The sequence below is a fragment of the Belnapia rosea genome (genome assembly GCF_900101615.1).
GTDB classification, from domain to species: domain Bacteria; phylum Pseudomonadota; class Alphaproteobacteria; order Acetobacterales; family Acetobacteraceae; genus Belnapia; species Belnapia rosea.
Genome location: NZ_FMZX01000001.1, coordinates 1079022 through 1096003, shown reverse-complemented (window position 1 = coordinate 1096003; position 16982 = coordinate 1079022). Strand labels below are relative to the sequence as shown.

The window sequence follows — 16982 nt, the reverse complement described above, 5'->3', positions numbered from 1 at the left end:
CGGCGCGGCAAATTCGCACGCGGCGCGCCCTTCCATTCGGCAGGGTCCGGTCCCGGTTCAACCGGGAAGGCGCCGCGGAGGCTCAACCGGACTGACAGGAAGGATCTCGCCCCCTATGGCGATGCCCCAGGTTTCCCTTCGCATGCTGCTCGAAGCCGGCGTGCATTTCGGCCACCATACGCGGCGCTGGAACCCGCGCATGGCGCCCTACATCTTCGGCGTCCGCAACCAGGTCCACATCCTCGACCTGCAGCAGACCGTCCCGATGCTCGACCGCGCGCTGCGCGCCGTGCGGGACGTGGTCGCGGCCGGCGGGCGCGTGCTCTTCGTCGGCACCAAGAAGGCGGCGGCCGAGTATGTGGCCGAGGCCTCGACCCGCTGCGGCCAGTACTACGTGAACCATCGCTGGCTGGGCGGCATGCTCACCAACTGGAAGACCATCACGGGCTCGATCAAGCGCCTGAAGCAGATGGACGAGCAGCTCGGCGGCAACATCACCGGTCTCACCAAGAAAGAGATCCTGATGCTGACGCGTGAGAAGGAGAAGCTCGACCGCGCGCTCGGCGGCATCAAGGAGATGGGCGGCCTGCCCGACATCATCTTCGTGATCGACGTGGTGAAGGAGAAGCTGGCGATCGAGGAGGCCAACAAGCTCGGCATCCCCGTCATCGCCGTGGTGGACAGCAATGCCGATCCGCAGGGCGTCGCCTTCCCGATCCCGGGCAATGACGACGCGATCCGCGCGATCAACCTCTATTGCGACCTGATCGCCGGCGCCGTGATCGATGGCATCTCGGCCGGGCTGCAGGCCTCCGGCGTCGACATGGGCGCGGTCGAGGATCTGCCCGAGGACGAGGCGCTCACCGCCGCCGCCGAGGAGGCGACTCCGGAGGAGTTCACCGCGGCCGCCGCGGCCGAGGCAGCTCCGGCGGAGGCAGCTCCGGCCGAGGCGCCGGCCGCCCAGGCCTGATGCTGCGCCCCGCCTCCGGGCGGGGCGTTTGGATGCGATGTCATGGCGGCCGTCCGGGATGGGCGGCCGCAATGAATTAGTTCTTACGTTGCGTGATTCACGCCTCCGGCCGTCCCAGCCTATGGCGATCACGCTCTATGGAGGTTTGATCCATGGCCGAAATCACCGCAGCGATGGTCCGCGACCTGCGCGACAAGACCGGCGCCGGCATGATGGATTGCAAGAAGGCCCTGGTTGAGGCCAATGGCGACATGGAAGCCGCGATCGACTGGCTGCGGAAGAAGGGCCTCTCCGCCGCCGCCAAGAAGTCCGGCCGTGTCGCTGCCGAGGGCCTGGTCGGCGTCGCCAGCGCGCCGAACGTCGCCGCGATGGTCGAGGTGAATGCCGAGACCGATTTCGTCGCCCGCAACGAGCAGTTCCAGAATTTCGTCGCCGAGGTTGCGGGCCTTGCCCTGTCCGTCGGCGAGGATGTGGAGGCGCTGAAGGCGGCCACCTATCCCGGCACGCGCCACAGCGTGACCGAGGAGCTGACGCGCCTCATCGCCACCATCGGCGAGAACATGACGATCCGCCGGGCCCGCCGCCTCGAGGTGAGCCAGGGCGCCGTCGCCACCTACACCCATAACGCCATCCGCCCCGGCCTCGGCAAGATCGGCGTGCTGGTTGCCCTCGAGGGCGCCTCGGAGATCGATGCGCTCGAGGGCCTCGGCCGGCAGATCGGCATGCATGTGGCCGCTACCCGGCCGGAGGCGCTCGACGTCTCGGTCGTGGACCCTGCGGCGCTCGAGCGTGAGAAGGCCGTGCTCTCCGAGCAGGCCCGTGCCAGCGGCAAGCCGGAGGCGATCATCGAGAAGATGGTCGAGGGCCGCATCCGCAAGTACTACGAGGAAGTGGTGCTGCTGGAGCAGGTTTGGGTGCATGACGGCGAGAGCCGGGTGAAGGCGATCGTCCAGAAGGCCGGTGGCAAGCTGACGGGCTTCGCCCGCTTCCAGCTCGGCGAGGGCATCGACAAGCCGGTCGGCCCGGATTTCGCCGCCGAGGTGGCGAAGGTGTCGGGCGTCGGCGGCGCCTGAGCCGCCAGGGTCCTGCGGGTGAGCCCTCTGCTCACCCGCATGTGGCATCGACGGCTCCATCGGGGCCTTGCGGGGCCGGGGGCCGCTGCATATCGTTCCTCGCCCCCGTGACGGTCCCATAATGAACAAGTTGCCTAGCTACAAGCGTGTCATGCTCAAGGTGTCCGGTGAGGCACTGATGGGCAGCCGCGACTACGGCCTTGAATCGGCGACGGTCCGCCGTATCGCCGAGGATGTGAGAGGCGCCGTGGAACTCGGGGCCGAGGTCTGCCTGGTTATCGGCGGCGGCAACATCTTCCGTGGCATCGCCGGTGCCGCAGCCGGCATGGATCGTGCCCAGGCCGATTACATGGGCATGTTGGCGACGGTGATGAATGCGCTCGCCATGCAATCGGCGCTCGAGAAGCAGGGCTTGCCGACACGGGTGCTGAGCGCCATCCCGATGCAGTCGCTCTGCGAGCCCTATATCCGCCGCCGTGCGATCCGGCACATGGAAAAGGGCAGGGTGGTGATCTTCGCCGCCGGCACGGGCAACCCCTTCTTCACCACCGATACCGCCGCCGCCCTGCGCGCGGCCGAGATGGAATGCGATGCCCTGTTCAAGGGCACCCAGGTGGATGGTGTCTATTCGGCCGATCCGCGGAAGAACCCGAAGGCCGAGCGTTACGTGACCCTCACCTATCTCGATATGCTCGCGCGCGATCTGCTGGTGATGGACGCGGCCGCGATCAGCCTCTGCCGCGAGAACAAGCTGCCGATCATCGTGTTCAATATTCACGAGCCCGGCGCCTTCACCGCAGTGATGCAGGGCGAGGGGAAGTTCACCACGGTTGTGGAGCAGCATTGACGCCAAGGCCCGCCCGCTTCCCGCCATCTTCGCGTGGTGAACTGGGCCTTGTCCGCAGGTGGCGTGCTGACGCCGAACGCGCCTCCGGCGCGATAAAGACGATGCGCCTCTGGCGTGATGAACAAGAACGCGCCTCTGGCGCTATGACCAAGGACGCGCCTCTGGCGCGATGGACGATGCCCTGGACCATGCTGCGTGCCACCCATGGCGCGGATCATGGTCCAGGGCTGACAGCACCGATCGGGAGTGACGGGCCATGCCGGCCGACCTCAAGACGCTGAAGCAGGATCTCACGCGCCGCATGGATGGCGCGATCGAGATGCTCAAGAAGGAACTCTCCGGCCTGCGGACCGGCCGCGCCAGCCCGGCGCTGCTCGAGCCGATCCGGGTCGAGGCCTATGGCAACAACCAGCCGCTGAATCAGGTGGCCAATGTCTCGGTCTCCGGGCCGGGCTTGCTGTCCGTGCAGGTCTGGGACAAGTCGGTGACCAAGGCGGTGGAGATCGCCATCCGGGACAGCGGCCTCGGGCTCAACCCGCAGACCGAGGGCCAGGTGATCCGGGTGCCGCTGCCGCCCCTGACGCAGGAGCGCCGCAACGACCTCATCAAGACCGCCGGCAAATATGCCGAGAGCGCCAAGGTGGCGATCCGCGGCGTGCGGCGGGATGGGATGGAGCAGATCAAGGCGCAGGAGAAGGACAAGAAGGCGCCGCTCGGCCAGGACGATGTGAAGCACTGGTCCGATGAGGTCCAGAAGCTGACCGACCAGTACATTAAGATGATCGACACCACCTTGGCCGACAAGGAGAAGGACATCAGGCAGGTTTGAGGCTCGTGTCCGGCGCTCCCAAACTCCAGTCGCTTCCCGAGGCTGCATCGCCCGACACGGCGTCCCCCGGCGCGCTGCCTTGCCATGTGGCCATCATCATGGATGGCAACCGGCGCTGGGCGGAGGCGCGTGGGCTGCCGGTGGCGCTTGGCCACAAGGCGGGGGCGGAGGCGGTGCGCCGCACCATCGAGGCCTGTGTCCAGCAGGGCGTCGGCTGGCTGACCCTCTTCGCCTTCTCCTCAGAGAATTGGCTGCGGCCAGCCGATGAGGTGAAGGCACTGACCGGCCTGTTGCGCCTCTATCTCCGCTCCGAAGTGGCAACCTTCGCCAAGGAGGGTATCCGCCTCCGGGTGATCGGTGACCGCGCCCGCTTCGGCACCGAGACGGTGCGCGAGATCGATCAGGCCGAGGCGGTCACCGCCGGAGGCACGCGGTTGAACCTCAATGTCGCCCTGTCCTACGGCGCGCGGGCGGAGATCGTCGCCGCGGCCCAGGCCATCGCGGCGGCAGCGCGGGAGGGGCGGCTCGACCCCGATGCAATCGACGAGGCGAGCTTCGCCCGGCATCTCTTCACCGCCGATATGCCCGATCCCGACCTGATCATTCGCACCTCGGGCGAGCAGCGGCTGTCGAATTTCCTGCTCTGGCAGGCGGCCTATGCCGAATTCGTCTTCCAGGACGTGCTCTGGCCCGATTACGGCGCCGAGCACCTGGCAAGGGCGCTGCGCGATTTCGGCCGGCGAGAGCGGCGCTTCGGCGCCCGCACGGGATGAGCGACCGCCGCGCGTGACCGAACCGGCTGCCCGGCCCGCCTCGCGCTGGCCCGACCTGCGCAAGCGCGCCCTCTCCGCCCTGCTGCTTGGCCCGGCGGCCCTGCTCTGCATCTGGCTCGGGGCGGAGGCCTGGACGGCGCTGATGGCGGCGGCCGTTGCCCTGCTCGCCTGGGAGTGGGTGCGGCTCTGTGGCTTCTCCTCGAAGCGGCTGCCGGGAATGGTGGTGCCGGTCACGGTGCTGCTGGCCGGGGTGCTGGCAGTGGGCGGGGCCTGGATCTGGGCCTTTGCGGTGCTCGCCCTCGGCTTCCTCGGCCTCTGGGCGGTGACGGAGCCGCCGCGCCTTCGCCGCGCCATGCCGGGGTTCTGGCTCGCCTTCGGTGTCCTCTATATCGGCCTCGCCGGTGTCTCCCTCATCCATCTCCGGGGCGACGAGGTGGCCGGTCTGCGGAACGTCATCTTCCTCTTCCTGATCGTCTGGTCGAGCGATATCGGCGCCTATCTGGCCGGCCGGGCGCTGGGCGGGCCGAAGCTGGCGCCCGCCGTCTCGCCGAACAAGACCTGGTCGGGGGCGGCCGGCGGCCTCGTCTCCGCCATGGCGGTGGGCGCGGTCTCGGCGTATGTGATGGAACCGGCATCAGTACCCTTTGTGCGGGTGCTGCTGATCGCCGCCATCCTCGGCCTGCTTTCGCAGGTGGGGGACCTGTTCGAAAGCTGGATCAAGCGGCGCTTCAATGTGAAGGACTCCTCCGCCCTCATCCCTGGCCATGGCGGCCTGCTGGACCGGCTGGATGGGGTGATCTCGGCTGCGCCCGCCGCGGCGCTGCTTGGGGTGCTGCTGGGGCCTGGGGAAGCCTTATGGCGTTGAAGCGCATTACCGTTCTCGGCAGCACCGGCTCCGTCGGCCGCAGCACCATGGCCCTGCTGGAGGCCGCGCCCCCTGGGCGCTATGCGGTGGAGGCGCTGGTCGCCGGGCGGGACGTCACGGCGCTGGCCGCCCAGGCCCGGCGCTTCGGCGCGCGGCTTGCGGTCGTCGCCGACCCGGCCTGCCATGCGGCACTCCGCGAGGCGCTTGCCGGCAGCGGGATCGAGACGGCGGCCGGGACGGAGGCGGTGGTCGAGGCGGCGGCGCGCCCAGCCGACTGGACCATGGCGGCCATCGTCGGCGCCGCCGGGTTGCGCAGCACCCTCGCCGCACTCGGCCGGGGCGGCACGCTGGCCCTCGCCAACAAGGAGAGCCTGGTCTGCGCCGGCGAGATCGTCCTGGCCGAGGCCCGGCGCTCCGGCGCCACCCTGTTGCCGGTCGATTCCGAGCACAACGCGATCTTCCAGGCGCTCGACTCGCGGGACCCGGCGGTGATCGAGAAGATCGTGCTGACCGCCTCCGGCGGACCTTTCCGCGACGCAGACCTCGCCACCATGCGGGCTGCGACGCCGGAGGTAGCGGTGCGCCACCCGGTCTGGTCCATGGGCGCCAAGATCTCGGTCGACAGCGCCACCATGATGAACAAGGGGCTCGAGCTCATCGAGGCCGCGCGCCTCTTCCCCGTGCCGGAGGAGCGGATCGAGATCCTGGTGCACCCGCAATCGACGGTGCACGGCCTCGTGCAATACGCTGACGGCTCAGTACTCGCCCAACTCGGCACGCCGGATATGCGGACGCCGATCGCTCATGCCCTGGCCTGGCCGGAGCGGATGGCGGTGGAGCTGCCGCGGCTCGACCTGGTCACGCTCGGGAAGCTGGAATTCTTCGCTCCGGATGCGGTACGTTTCCCCGCCCTTCGGCTATGCCGCTCGGCGTTGCAGGCGGGGCAGGGCGCCACCACCATATTGAATGCCGCGAATGAGGCGGCGGTTGCGCTGTTCCTCGACCGGCGGCTGGGCTTCCTCGACATCGCGGCGGTGGTCGAGGAGACGTTGCAATCCCTTGGGAATCCCGTGATCGACGGGCTCGAGGCGGTGCTGGCACTGGATGCGGCGGCGCGTGAAGTGGCCGGTCGGCTCGCCGCAAGGCGGGCGGCGGCCTGAGCAGGTCTGAGGAGCGACGGCGTTGGAATTCTTCGGCACTCTCTGGAACATGCTGCCGGCCTTGCCGCGCACGCTGATCGCCTTCGCGATCGTGCTTGGCGTCCTCGTCTTCGTCCATGAGATGGGGCACTACCTCGCCGCCCGGTGGCGGGGGGTTCACGTGGATGCCTTCTCCATCGGTTTCGGCCGGCCCCTGTTGCAGGGGCGCGACAAGCGCGGCACGGAATGGCGGCTCGGCTGGATCCCGCTCGGTGGCTATGTGAAGCTGCATGGGCAAGAAACGCCGGAGGATGTCTCACCCGAGACGCGGGCCGGCTGGCTTCCCGGACGCACCTTCCACGAGAAGCCGGTCGGCAGCCGGGCCATCGTCGTTGCGGCCGGCCCGGTGGCGAATTTCCTGCTCGCCATCCTGCTTTTCGCCGGGCTGTTCGCCACGGTCGGCCAGCCGGTCGGCGGCACCGGCATCAGCACGGTGGTCGAAGGCTCCGCCGCGGCGCGGTCCGGGCTGCGGCCGGGCGATTCCATCCTCTCGCTCGACGGCCAGAAGGTCGGCCGCTTCGAGCAGGTGCAGCGCTACATCCAGCCGCGGGCCGGGCAGCCCGTGGTGGTCGCCGTCAACCGCGACGGCGCGGAGGTCAGCGTGACCGTGGTGCCGGAGGCGCGCGAGGGTGCCAGCGGTTCAGTCGGCGTGCTCGGCATCCAGGGTGGCGCCTCCCGATTCGAGCGGCTGGACCCGGTCTCGGCCGTGGCGGCCGGCGCGGTGCAGACGGCCGACATCACCTGGCAGACGCTCAAGGGCATCGGCGAGATGCTGGTCGGCGAGCGCAGCGCGAAGGAGCTTGGCGGGCCGATCAAGATCGCCGAGGTCTCGGGCGAGGCCGCCTCGCTCGGCATCGTGCCGCTGATCAACCTGATGGCGCTGCTCTCGGTCAGCCTTGGCCTGCTGAACCTCTTCCCCATCCCGCTGCTGGATGGCGGGCATCTGGTCTTCTATGCGGCGGAGGCGATCCGCGGCCGGCCCTTGCCGCCGCGGGCGCAGGAATACGGGTTCCGCGCCGGATTCGCCGTGCTGGTTTCGCTCTTCCTCTTCGCATCCTGGAACGACATTGCCGGCGGTGCCATCGGCCGCTGGGTGGCCGGTCTCGTCGGCTGAGAGGGGCGGGCTTTTGCCCGATCTGCGGCGCGCCGCCTAACCCATTGAGCCGATTGCTGGCGAAGGCGCGAGGTGTGGGGTGGCGGCGGCGGAGGTGCGCGGCTATTCTCCGCCCGCTCGCTGAACCCCAACGTTACGGGCCCGCACTTTGTCCCCTTCCTTCCGCGTCCTCCTCGCTGCCACCGCCTGCATCGCCACGGGACTGATCCCGCCGGCGGCCGAGGCCCAGACCCGTCAGCCGGAGGGGAGCCGGGCCCGCGCCGGCCAGCAGCAGGCCCAGTTGCAGCCACGATCCCGACCGGCGACCCGTGCCACCCCGGCCCGGGCCATGGCGCCGGACGGCATCGTCCAGGCGGTCGACGTCACCGGCAACCAGCGGATCGAGGCGGATACCGTCCGCTCCTACATGCTGCTGCAGCCGGGCGATGCTTATGATGCCGACCGGCTCGACCGCAGCCTGAAGTCGCTCTACGCCACCGGCCTGTTCAGCGATGTACAGGTCCGCCGCGAGGGCGGCCGCGTGGTGGTCCAGGTCACGGAAAATCCCCTGGTCAGCCGCGTCGCCTTCGAGGGCAACCGGAAGATCTCGGACGACGTGCTGAACAAGGAGCTTCAGCTCCGCGCCCGCTCCGTTTTCACCACCCAGGCGGTGCAGGCCGATCGCCAGCGCATCCTCGAACTCTATGCCCGCCGCGGGCGGTTCGCGGCGACGGTCGAGCCGAAGATCATCCAGCGCGACCAGAACCGCATCGACATCGTCTACGAAATCCAGGAAGGCGATGCGGCGCTCGTGGCGCGCATCAACTTCGTCGGCAACGAATCCTATTCCGACAGCAAGCTGAAGGAGATCGTGGCGACGAAGGAGCAGGCCTGGTACCGCCTGCTCTCCTCCTCCGACCAATTCGATCCGGAGCGCCTCGCCTTCGACCGGGAGTTGCTGCGCCGCTTCTATCTTCGCAACGGCTATGCCGATGTGCAGATCACCAACGCCACGGCCGAGCTGGCACAGGACCGCACCGGCTTCTTCGTCACCTATTCCGTCGACGAGGGCGTGCGCTATCGCGTGGGCAAGGTCGAGGTCGTCTCCAACCTTCGCAACCTGGACGCTGCCAGCGTCCGCCGCCTCGTCGATCTGGACGAGGGCGACTGGTATGACGGCGATGTGGTGGAGCGCACCGCCCAGGCAATCCAGGATGCCGCCAATCTGCGCGGCTTCCCCTTCGTCGATGTGCAGCCGCGCATCAACCGCAACCGCGAGGATCGTCGGGTCGACCTGACCTTCGAGATCAACGAGGCGCCGCGCGTCTATGTCGAGCGCATCGAGATCAACGGCAATACCCGCACCCAGGACCGGGTGATCCGGCGCGAATTCCGCTTGGCGGAGGGCGATGCCTTCAACGCCGCGCAGATCAGGCGGAGCCGGCAGCGGCTGCGCGATCTCGGCTACTTCTCGGATGTGCAGGTCACCTCCTCGCCCGGCTCCGCGCCCGACCGTGCGGTGCTGAACACCCAGGTGGCCGAGCGGGCCACGGGTGAGGTCTCGGTCGGCGGCGGCTACTCGACGGATGCCGGCGCGCTGGCGGATGTCGGCCTGCGCGAGCGCAACCTGCTTGGCACCGGCATCGACGCGCGAATCAACGGCACCATCGCGCAGCGCCGCAGCCAGGTCGATTTCTCGATCACCGACCCCTACTTCCTCGACCGCAACCTCGCGGCCGGCGTCGACATCTTCTATGTGCAGCGCAACCTGCTGAACATCGCTTCCTACCGGGAGGAGCGGCAGGGCTTCACGCTCCGCATGGGCTACGCCTTCAACGACCGGCTGCGGCAGACCTGGGCCTATACCCTCACCAACCGCCGCATCACCGATATCGCGGAAGGCGCCTCGCGCTTCATCACGGAGCAGGCGGGCACCACCGTGCTGTCGCAGATCGGCCAGACGCTGACCTACGATCTCCGCGATTCGATCGTCGATCCGCGGCGCGGCGCCGTGGTGCGCCTCGGCACGGACTTCGCCGGCCTGGGCGGCGACGTTGCCTATCTGCGAGGCCGCCTCGACGGCACCTACTACGTGCCGCTCGAATCGCTGCTCGGCGACCCGGACTACCTGCTCTCCATCTCCGGCAGCGTCGGCTATCTCGAGACGCTGTTCGGCAAGAGGGACCGCATCATCGACCGCTTCTTCCTCGGCGGCGAGAACCTCCGCGGCTTCCGCATCGCCGGTGCGGGCCCGCGCGACACCGCGACGCGGGACAGCCTGGGCGGCCGCCTGCTCTGGACCCAGACGACGGAATTGCGCTACCCGCTGCCCCTGCCGGCGGAACTCGGGCTGGTGGGGCGCGCCTTCGTCGATGTCGGCTCGCTCTCGCAGACGGAGAAGGGTGCAGGCGTCGCCGATGATACCTCGCCACGGGTCGGTGCCGGTGTCGGCATTTCCTGGCGGAGCCCCTTCGGCCTCATCAACATCGATGTCGCCCAGGCGGTGGTGAAGAAGTCCTATGACGAGACCCAAGTCTTCCGGTTCGGCTTCGGCACCCGGTTCTGACCCTACGCTGTGAACCCGACCATCTGAACCCTGGGATTCCTTCGCATATGCCAGCCTTCCGCGCCTCGTCCGCCACTGCCCTCATGGCCTCGGCCCTCGCTCTCGCCGTCCTGGCCGGAGGGCCCGCGCTGGCTCAGCAGGATCCCGGCTTCTTCATCCCGAACCAGCAGGGCGGGCAACGGCCAGCCCAGCAGCAGCCCCGGCCGGCACAGCAGCAGCGCCCGGCGCAGCAGCCGCAGCGGCCGAGCACCCAGGCGCCGCAGCCCCTGCCGCCCGGACAGCAGCCCCCTGATGCCGTCATCGGCATCGTCGACGTGCCGGAGATCCAGCGCGTTTCCACTGCCTTCAACCAGGTGCGCGACGAGATCGAGCGCCGCCGCCAGCGGCTGAACGACGACCTGCAGCGCGAGCAGAACAACTGGCGCGAGCAGCAGCAGCAGCTTGCCAACCAGCGTGCCTCCCTGCCGCCCGACCAGCTCCGCGAGCGGGAGCGGACGTTGCAGGACAGGATCACCGACAGCCAGCGCATCTTCCGGGAGCGGTCCCGCGCCATCGAGCAGGCGGCACAGCAGGCGCTCGCGGAGATCGAGCAGGCCCTCGGCGGCGTCATCCGCCAGGTGGCGGCGAGCCGGAAGGTCAACCTCGTGCTGCCACGGCCGCTGGTCATCTTCAACGACCCGCCCTTCGACCTGACGGAGGAGGTGGCGCAGCAATTCAATCGGGTGCTGCGTAGCGTCACCATGCCCCCCGAGGCCACCAGCGGCGAGCAGCCGGCGGCGACGGCGCCTGCCGCGCGTCCGGCCACGCCGCCGGCGGCGCAGCAGCAGCGGCGCTGAGCAAGGGGGTCGGCCTTGGCTGTCGATCCGCGCTTCTTCGCCTCCGCTGGGCCACTCAGCCTGACGGAGATCCTGGCGGCTGCCGGCGGCCAGTGCGAGGGTGACCCGGCGCGTCGCTTCACCGGCGTCGCGCCCTTGCAATCCGCCGGCCCGGATGAGGTGAGCTTCCTCGACAACCGCAAATATCTACCATCGCTTGCGGAGACGAAGGCCGGCGCCGTGGTGATCGCGGACGCCCTGGCGAGGCAGGTGCCCCCGGGCACGCTGGCGATCATCGTGCAGGCGCCCTACCTGGCCTTCGGCCGGGTTGCCAGGCTGTTCCATCCCCCCGCGGCGCTGCGGCCCGGCATCCATCCGACCGCCGTCATCGCCGTGGATGCGGTGATCGGCGAGGGCTGCGAGATCGGACCCTATGCCGTCATCGGGGCGGGCGCGCGCATCGGGCCCGGTTGCATGATCGGTGCCCATGCCGTGATCGGTGATGGCGTGGAACTGGGCGAGGGCTGCCGGCTGCATCCGCATTGCAGCATCAGCCATGCGGTTGCCGGCCGCGGCGTCGTGCTGCATCCCGGGGCCCGGATTGGGCAGGAGGGTTTCGGCTTCGCCGCCACGCCGGATGGCCGGTTCGAGACGATGCCGCAGCTGGGCCGCGTCCTGCTCGGTGACTTCTGCGAGATCGGAGCCAATAGCTGCGTCGATCGGGGCAGCCAGGGCGATACGGTCATCGGTCCGGGCTCGCGCCTCGACAACCTGGTGCAGGTCGGGCACAACGTCCGCACTGGCCGGGGCTGCATTCTCGTCGGTCAGGCCGGCATCGCCGGCTCTGCGCTTCTCGGGGATTACGTGCAGGTCGCCGCCCAGAGTGGTATTGCCGGCCATATCGAGATCGGCAGCGGGGCGCGGATCGGGGCGCAGGCCGGGGTGATGAACGACGTGCCCGCGAAAACGGATGTCATCGGCAGCCCGGCTTGGCCGGTGCGGGAATTCTGGCGCGCCATTGCGCGGCTGCGGAAGCTGGGTTCGGCCCAGCAGGACGAGGGGAAGGCAGGCTAAGGCGATGGATGCGAACGAGGCGAGGGCGGCGGAGACGGCTGGTCCGGTCGGCGAGGACGGGCGGGTCGAGGCCTTCGACATCGCGCAGATCATGCGCGCCATCCCCCACCGCTATCCGTTCCTTCTGGTGGATCGTATCGTCGAGGTACGGAAGAACGTCTCCTGCGTCGGCATCAAGAACGTCACCATCAACGAGAATTTCTTCCAGGGCCATTTCCCGGAACATCCGGTGATGCCGGGCGTGCTGATCGTCGAGAGCATGGCGCAGACGGCGGCCGTGCTGGTGGTCGAGACGCTGGGCCCCGAGGCGCGGGGCAAGCTCGTCTATTTCATGTCGGTCGAGGGCGCGAAATTCCGCAAGCCCGTCGGCCCCGGCGACCAGTTGCGCATCCATGTCCGCAAGGACCGGCAGCGCGGCAACATCTGGAAATTCGCCGCCGAGGCGAAGGTGGACGGCAAAGTGGTGGCCGAGGCGACCTACACCGCCATGATCCTGGACCGCTGAGCCCTTGGCGCAGATCCATCCCAGCGCGGTCATCGCTGCCGGCGCGCAACTCGCGGATGACGTCCGCATCGGCCCCTTCTGCAGCATCGGTCCCGAGGCGGTGCTGGAGGCGGGCGTCGAGCTCGTCTCCCATGTCGTGGTGGATGGGGCGACGCGGATCGGCGCGGGCGTCCGCATCCTGCCCTTCGCCTCCATCGGTACCCCGCCGCAGGACACCAAGTACAAGGGCGAACCGACCCGCTGCGAGCTTGGTGCACGCACCCTGGTGCGCGAGGGCTGCACCATCCACCGCGCCTCGGTCGGCGGCAGCGGCGTCACCAGCGTCGGCGCCGGCTGCATGCTGATGGCGCAAGCCCATGTCGCGCATGACTGCGTGCTGGGCGATGGCGTCATCCTCGCCAACAACGTAATGCTGGGCGGGCATGTGCATGTCGGCGAAGGCGCCTTCGTCGGCGGCGGTGCGGCGGTGTTCCAGACGGTACGGGTCGGGCGCCTTGCCATGGTGAGCGGCCTCGCCGGCGTCACCAATGACGTGCCACCCTTCGGCTATGTCTTCGGCCTGCCGGCGCGGCTGGTCGGCTTCAACAAGATCGGCCTGCTGCGCCGGGGGGCAACGCGGGAGCAACTCCGCACCCTTCGCGTCGCCAACAACCTGCTCTTCAAGGACCCCGGCGAATTCGCGGCCAAGCTCGCCCAGGCCGAGGAGCGCTATGCGGGTGAGCCGCTGGTGATGGAGATCATCGCCTTCATCCGCGATGCCTCCCGCCGCCGCCAGTTGGTACGGCCGGGGCGGATGACCGCGCCGGAACTCGGCGGCGTGGACGAGGAGAACGGGGAGGGGGCGTGACACTCGGCCTCGTCGCCGGGGGTGGCGCGGTGCCGCTGCAGGTCGCCGCGGCGGCCCGGGCAGCGGGCCGGGACGTCTTCGCCGTGGTGATCGAGGGTTGGGCCGACCCCGCCGACTACCGGCATCTGCCGCATCTGGCGATCCGCCTCGGCGCTGCCGGACAGGCTATCGAGATATTGCGGGCGCGGGGCATCCGCCAGCTCGTCATGTGCGGGGCGGCGAAGCGCCCCTCCTTCCTGTCCATCCGTCCCGATGCCGGCTTGGCCCGGCTGCTGCTGAAGATCGGCCGCGCCGCCTGGCAGGGCGATGACGGCCTGCTCAAGGCCGTGGTGCGGGTGCTGGAGGAGGAGGGGTTCGAGATCCTCCCCGCCCAGGCCATCCTGCGCGACATCCTGGCGGAGGCGGGGCGTCTTGGCGCCGTGGCACCCGCGGCCATGGCGCTCGAGGATATCCGCCGGGGCATCGCGGTCGTGCAGGCGCTCGGCGCCGTCGATGTCGGCCAGGGCGCTGTGGTGCAGCAGGGCCTCGTCCTCGGTGTCGAGGCGATCGAGGGCACCGATGCCCTGCTCGCGCGTTGCGCCGGGCTCAGGCGGGAGGGACCCGGCGGAGTGCTGGTGAAGCTGGTGAAGCCGGGGCAGGATCGCCGCCTGGACCTGCCGACGGTAGGGCCGGCGACCATTGCCGGCGCCGCCGCGGCCGGTCTCGCCGGTATTGCCATCGAGGCGGGCGGCACCATCCTGGTGGACCGTGCCGCCACCATTGCGGCGGCGGATGCGGCGGGGCTGTTCCTGCTCGCCATCCGCCCGGACGAATTCCTCAAGGAGACAGCGCCATGAGCAAATTCCTGCACACGATGATCCGCGTCGGCAATCTCGACCGCAGCGTGAAGTTCTACACCGAGTTGCTGGACATGAAGGAGCTTCGCCGCCGCGACGTGCCGGACGGCAAGTACACCCTCGCTTTCCTTGGCTATGGCGAGGGCAATGCCGAGGGCCAGGGCGAGATCGAGCTGACCTACAACTACGGCACCGAGAAGTACGAGCAGGGCAATGCCTTCGGCCATCTGGCGGTCGGCGTGCCGGATGTCGCGGCCACCTGCGAGAAGGTGCGTGCCGGCGGCGGCAAGGTGACCCGCGAGGCCGGCCCGGTGAAATTCGGCACCACCATCATCGCCTTCGTCGAGGATCCGGACGGCTACAAGATCGAGCTGATCCAGCGCTGATCGCCGCGCCAGGCCGATGGCCGTCGATCCCTTCGGCCTGCTGCGCGACCTGGCCGAGACTCCCGAGCGGCTGGCCCGCACCCTCATCGGCCAGCCGCGCATCCGCCTGGCCGTCACCGGCCTGACGCGCGCCGGCAAGACGGTGTTCCTCACCGCTCTCGTCGCCAATCTGCTGGCGGCAGGGCGGGGGCGGCGGACGCTGCCGCTGCTGGAGCAGGCCGCAGGCGGGCGGTTGCGCAGCGTGCGGCTCGTACCTTCGGCGACCGAGGCGCTGCCGCGCTTCGATGTCGAGGCGCATCTCGCCGCCCTCGCCGCCGACCCGCCCGCCTGGCCGGGCCGTACCGACGACCTCTCCACCCTCGAATTGCAGCTGGAACTGGAGCGGAGCGGCAGCCTCGGCGGGTTGCTGGGCGGCCTCCTCGGGCGCCGCACGGTGACGCTGGAGCTGCTGGACTATCCCGGCGAGTGGCTGCTCGACCTGCCCATGCTCGACCAGGATTACGCGGCATGGTCGGCGGAGGCGTTGCGGCGCCTGCGCCGGGCCGAAGCCTCGGCCGCCGCCCGCGCTTTCCTCGACTGGGTCGAGGCCCTGCCGTCCGGTGCGCCGGCGGATGAGTCGCTGGCACGGCGCGGCCATGGCCTCTTCCGCGATGCGCTCCGCGAATGCCGGGACCGGCTGGGCTTCCGCTTCCTGCAGCCGGGGCGGGTGCTCAATCCCGGGCCGCGTGGCGAGACGCCGGTGCTCTGGTTCTTCCCCCTTCTCCAGCCGGGCGGACGAGGCCTCGCCGGGCTGATGGCCGAGCGCCATGCCGCCTATATCGGCGCCCAGCGGGCGGAATTCTTCGAGCCTTTCTTCCGCCGGTTTGACCGCCAGGTGGTGCTGGTGGATGTGCTCGGCGCGCTGCATGCCGGGCAGGCGGCCTTCGAGGACACGGCGGAGGCGCTCTCGGCCATAGCCGGGGCGCTCCGCCATGGCGGCAGCTGGTTCGACTGGCTGACCGGCGCCGGCATCGCCCGCATCGCCTTCGCCGCCACCAAGGCCGACCATGTGCCGGCGCGGCAACGAGACGCGCTGTCGGCGCTGCTCGGCCATCTGGTCGCCGGGCCGCAGGGCAGGGCGAGCGAGGCCGGGGTGCCGACCACGGTGCATGCGCTTGCCTCGCTCCGCTGCACCCAGGATGACGTCGCGGTGCTGGATGGCCGCCCGGTCGCCGCCGTGCGGGGCCTGCTGCTGGAGAATGGCCGCAGCGCCAAGGTCTATCCTGGCGAGATCCCGCTGCGCCCGCCGGAGCCCGGCTTCTGGGAGCACGGCTTCTTCGAGATGCCGGAATTCCAGCCACCGCGGCTGGACGCGGCGGGCGGCTCCGGCGTTCCCCATATCGGGCTGGATGCGCTGCTGGCGGCGCTGATCGGAGACCTGCTGTGAGCGATGCCCCCAAGGGTCCGCGCGTGATCCTGGAAGAGCCCGCCCCCCGGCTCGACTTCCAGTGGGAGCAGGCCGTGGTGCCGGTCGCGGCCCCGGCGCCCCGGGCGCGCTGGTCTGGCATCGGCCGGGCGGCAGCGGGGGCGGCGGTGCTCGGCTTGGGCCTCGCTGTCCTGGACGCGGTGAATTTCGTCGTCGATCAGTTCGGCCGTGGCCCGGTGCAGGGCTGGGCCACGCTCGGCGTGGTTGCCATCGGCTTCGGCCTTGTGGCCGGTGGCGGCTGGCGGGAATTGCGCAGCCTTGGCGCCTTGCGTGCCGTCGATCGCGCCCGTGCCGCTTTCGCCCGGCAGGACCTCGAAGTGGCGCGGGCCGAGGCGCTGCGCTGGGCCGCCGGCGTCGCCGAGGCCGCCAGCCTGCAGCCTGCTCTCCGGCAGGCGGGCAGCACCGAGGAGTTGCGGGCCCTGCTGGAGGGTGGCCCGCTGCGCCTGCTGGATGCCGAGGCGGCGGGGCTTGGGCGGGTCGCCGCGGTGCAGGCCTTCTCCATCACGGCCATCAGTCCCTCGCCGGGGCTCGATGCGCTGGTCTTCGCCTGGCGTGGCGTGCGGCTGGTACGGCAGGTGGCGGCGCTGCACGGGCTGCGGCCCGGCTTCGCCGGAACCCTGGCCCTGGTCCGCCGGACCCTGCTGGACGCCGCGACCGTGGCCGCGACGGATGTTGCGGTTGATGCGGCGGCGCGGGCGCTGCTCTCCAACAAGCTGCTGGAGCAATTCGCTGGTGAGGCCGCCGCCGGTGCCGTCGCGGCGCGCCGGATGCTGCGCCTGGCGCGCGTCGCCGCCGAAGCCTGCCGCATCGTCCCGCCCCGGGCTTGAGCCGCGCGCCGC

At 69.9% G+C, this 16982-nt stretch carries 17 protein-coding genes; all 17 read left to right on the top strand.

Features of this window, described 5'->3' with window-relative positions; genetic code table 11:
* Positions 1–115: 115 nt before the first annotated feature.
* The 17 genes from rpsB (at position 116) to BLR02_RS05200 (ending at position 16970) form a co-directional block, all read left to right on the top strand.
* Positions 116–970, top strand: a complete 855-nt coding sequence (gene rpsB, locus BLR02_RS05280) for a 30S ribosomal protein S2 (protein WP_090661120.1) — start codon at positions 116–118, stop codon at positions 968–970.
* A gap of 152 nt (positions 971–1122) precedes the next feature.
* Positions 1123–2043, top strand: coding sequence for a translation elongation factor Ts (gene tsf / locus BLR02_RS05275; protein WP_090562142.1), 921 nt, complete (start codon positions 1123–1125; stop codon positions 2041–2043).
* Positions 2044–2164: 121 nt separating this feature from the next.
* The gene (pyrH, locus tag BLR02_RS05270) at positions 2165–2890 is read left to right on the top strand and encodes a UMP kinase (RefSeq protein ID WP_090562144.1); all 726 of its coding nucleotides are present in this window, start codon (positions 2165–2167) and stop codon (positions 2888–2890) included.
* 256 nt (positions 2891–3146) lie between these two features.
* Positions 3147–3719, top strand: a complete 573-nt coding sequence (frr, locus tag BLR02_RS05265) for a ribosome recycling factor (RefSeq protein WP_090562146.1) — start codon at positions 3147–3149, stop codon at positions 3717–3719.
* A 98-nt stretch (positions 3720–3817) separates the two neighbouring features.
* Positions 3818–4492 (top strand): polyprenyl diphosphate synthase, encoded by a 675-nt coding sequence (gene uppS / locus BLR02_RS05260; RefSeq protein WP_245704647.1) that lies wholly within the window; start codon positions 3818–3820, stop codon positions 4490–4492.
* A gap of 13 nt (positions 4493–4505) precedes the next feature.
* Positions 4506–5357 carry a phosphatidate cytidylyltransferase gene (locus BLR02_RS05255; RefSeq protein ID WP_090562150.1) on the top strand — a complete coding sequence of 284 codons (852 nt, stop codon included), beginning with the start codon at positions 4506–4508 and terminating at the stop codon, positions 5355–5357.
* Complete coding sequence (gene dxr, locus BLR02_RS05250; protein WP_090562152.1) at positions 5348–6517, top strand: 1-deoxy-D-xylulose-5-phosphate reductoisomerase; 1170 nt, start codon at positions 5348–5350, stop codon at positions 6515–6517. The genes BLR02_RS05255 and dxr overlap by 10 nt, the downstream gene beginning before the upstream one ends.
* Positions 6518–6539: 22 nt before the next feature.
* Positions 6540–7670, top strand: coding sequence for an RIP metalloprotease RseP (rseP, locus tag BLR02_RS05245; RefSeq protein ID WP_342670556.1), 1131 nt, complete (start codon positions 6540–6542; stop codon positions 7668–7670).
* Positions 7671–7818: 148 nt separating this feature from the next.
* Positions 7819–10215, top strand: a complete 2397-nt coding sequence (gene bamA / locus BLR02_RS05240) for an outer membrane protein assembly factor BamA (RefSeq protein WP_245704617.1) — start codon at positions 7819–7821, stop codon at positions 10213–10215.
* Between the two features lie 47 nt (positions 10216–10262).
* Positions 10263–11051, top strand: coding sequence for an OmpH family outer membrane protein (locus tag BLR02_RS05235; RefSeq protein WP_245704616.1), 789 nt, complete (start codon positions 10263–10265; stop codon positions 11049–11051).
* Positions 11052–11066: 15 nt separating this feature from the next.
* Positions 11067–12104 (top strand): UDP-3-O-(3-hydroxymyristoyl)glucosamine N-acyltransferase, encoded by a 1038-nt coding sequence (lpxD, locus tag BLR02_RS05230; RefSeq protein WP_090562153.1) that lies wholly within the window; start codon positions 11067–11069, stop codon positions 12102–12104.
* A 4-nt stretch (positions 12105–12108) separates the two neighbouring features.
* Positions 12109–12609 carry a 3-hydroxyacyl-ACP dehydratase FabZ gene (fabZ, locus tag BLR02_RS05225; protein ID WP_090562155.1) on the top strand — a complete coding sequence of 167 codons (501 nt, stop codon included), beginning with the start codon at positions 12109–12111 and terminating at the stop codon, positions 12607–12609.
* A gap of 4 nt (positions 12610–12613) precedes the next feature.
* Positions 12614–13456 carry an acyl-ACP--UDP-N-acetylglucosamine O-acyltransferase gene (lpxA, locus tag BLR02_RS05220; protein WP_090661117.1) on the top strand — a complete coding sequence of 281 codons (843 nt, stop codon included), beginning with the start codon at positions 12614–12616 and terminating at the stop codon, positions 13454–13456.
* Positions 13453–14292 carry an LpxI family protein gene (locus BLR02_RS05215; protein ID WP_090562159.1) on the top strand — a complete coding sequence of 280 codons (840 nt, stop codon included), beginning with the start codon at positions 13453–13455 and terminating at the stop codon, positions 14290–14292. The genes lpxA and BLR02_RS05215 overlap by 4 nt, the downstream gene beginning before the upstream one ends.
* Positions 14289–14678 (top strand): lactoylglutathione lyase, encoded by a 390-nt coding sequence (gene gloA / locus BLR02_RS05210; protein ID WP_090562161.1) that lies wholly within the window; start codon positions 14289–14291, stop codon positions 14676–14678. The genes BLR02_RS05215 and gloA overlap by 4 nt, the downstream gene beginning before the upstream one ends.
* Positions 14679–14694: 16 nt before the next feature.
* Complete coding sequence (locus BLR02_RS05205; protein WP_090562163.1) at positions 14695–16104, top strand: YcjX family protein; 1410 nt, start codon at positions 14695–14697, stop codon at positions 16102–16104.
* Complete coding sequence (locus tag BLR02_RS05200; RefSeq protein ID WP_176849379.1) at positions 16101–16970, top strand: DUF697 domain-containing protein; 870 nt, start codon at positions 16101–16103, stop codon at positions 16968–16970. Before BLR02_RS05205 ends, BLR02_RS05200 begins: the two co-directional genes overlap by 4 nt.
* Positions 16971–16982 lie beyond the last annotated feature (12 nt).

Bases quoted from the DNA above. Each gene is read 5' to 3' on its own strand.
- rpsB (WP_090661120.1), top strand. From the start codon at position 116: ATGGCGATGCCCCAGGTTTCCCTTCGCATGCTGCTCGAAGCCGGCGTG.
- tsf (WP_090562142.1), top strand. From the start codon at position 1,123: ATGGCCGAAATCACCGCAGCGATGGTCCGCGACCTGCGCGACAAGACC.
- pyrH (WP_090562144.1), top strand. From the start codon at position 2,165: ATGAACAAGTTGCCTAGCTACAAGCGTGTCATGCTCAAGGTGTCCGGT.
- frr (WP_090562146.1), top strand. From the start codon at position 3,147: ATGCCGGCCGACCTCAAGACGCTGAAGCAGGATCTCACGCGCCGCATG.
- uppS (WP_245704647.1), top strand. From the start codon at position 3,818: ATGGATGGCAACCGGCGCTGGGCGGAGGCGCGTGGGCTGCCGGTGGCG.
- dxr (WP_090562152.1), top strand. From the start codon at position 5,348: ATGGCGTTGAAGCGCATTACCGTTCTCGGCAGCACCGGCTCCGTCGGC.
- BLR02_RS05235 (WP_245704616.1), top strand. From the start codon at position 10,263: ATGCCAGCCTTCCGCGCCTCGTCCGCCACTGCCCTCATGGCCTCGGCC.
- fabZ (WP_090562155.1), top strand. From the start codon at position 12,109: ATGGATGCGAACGAGGCGAGGGCGGCGGAGACGGCTGGTCCGGTCGGC.
- gloA (WP_090562161.1), top strand. From the start codon at position 14,289: ATGAGCAAATTCCTGCACACGATGATCCGCGTCGGCAATCTCGACCGC.
- BLR02_RS05205 (WP_090562163.1), top strand. From the start codon at position 14,695: ATGGCCGTCGATCCCTTCGGCCTGCTGCGCGACCTGGCCGAGACTCCC.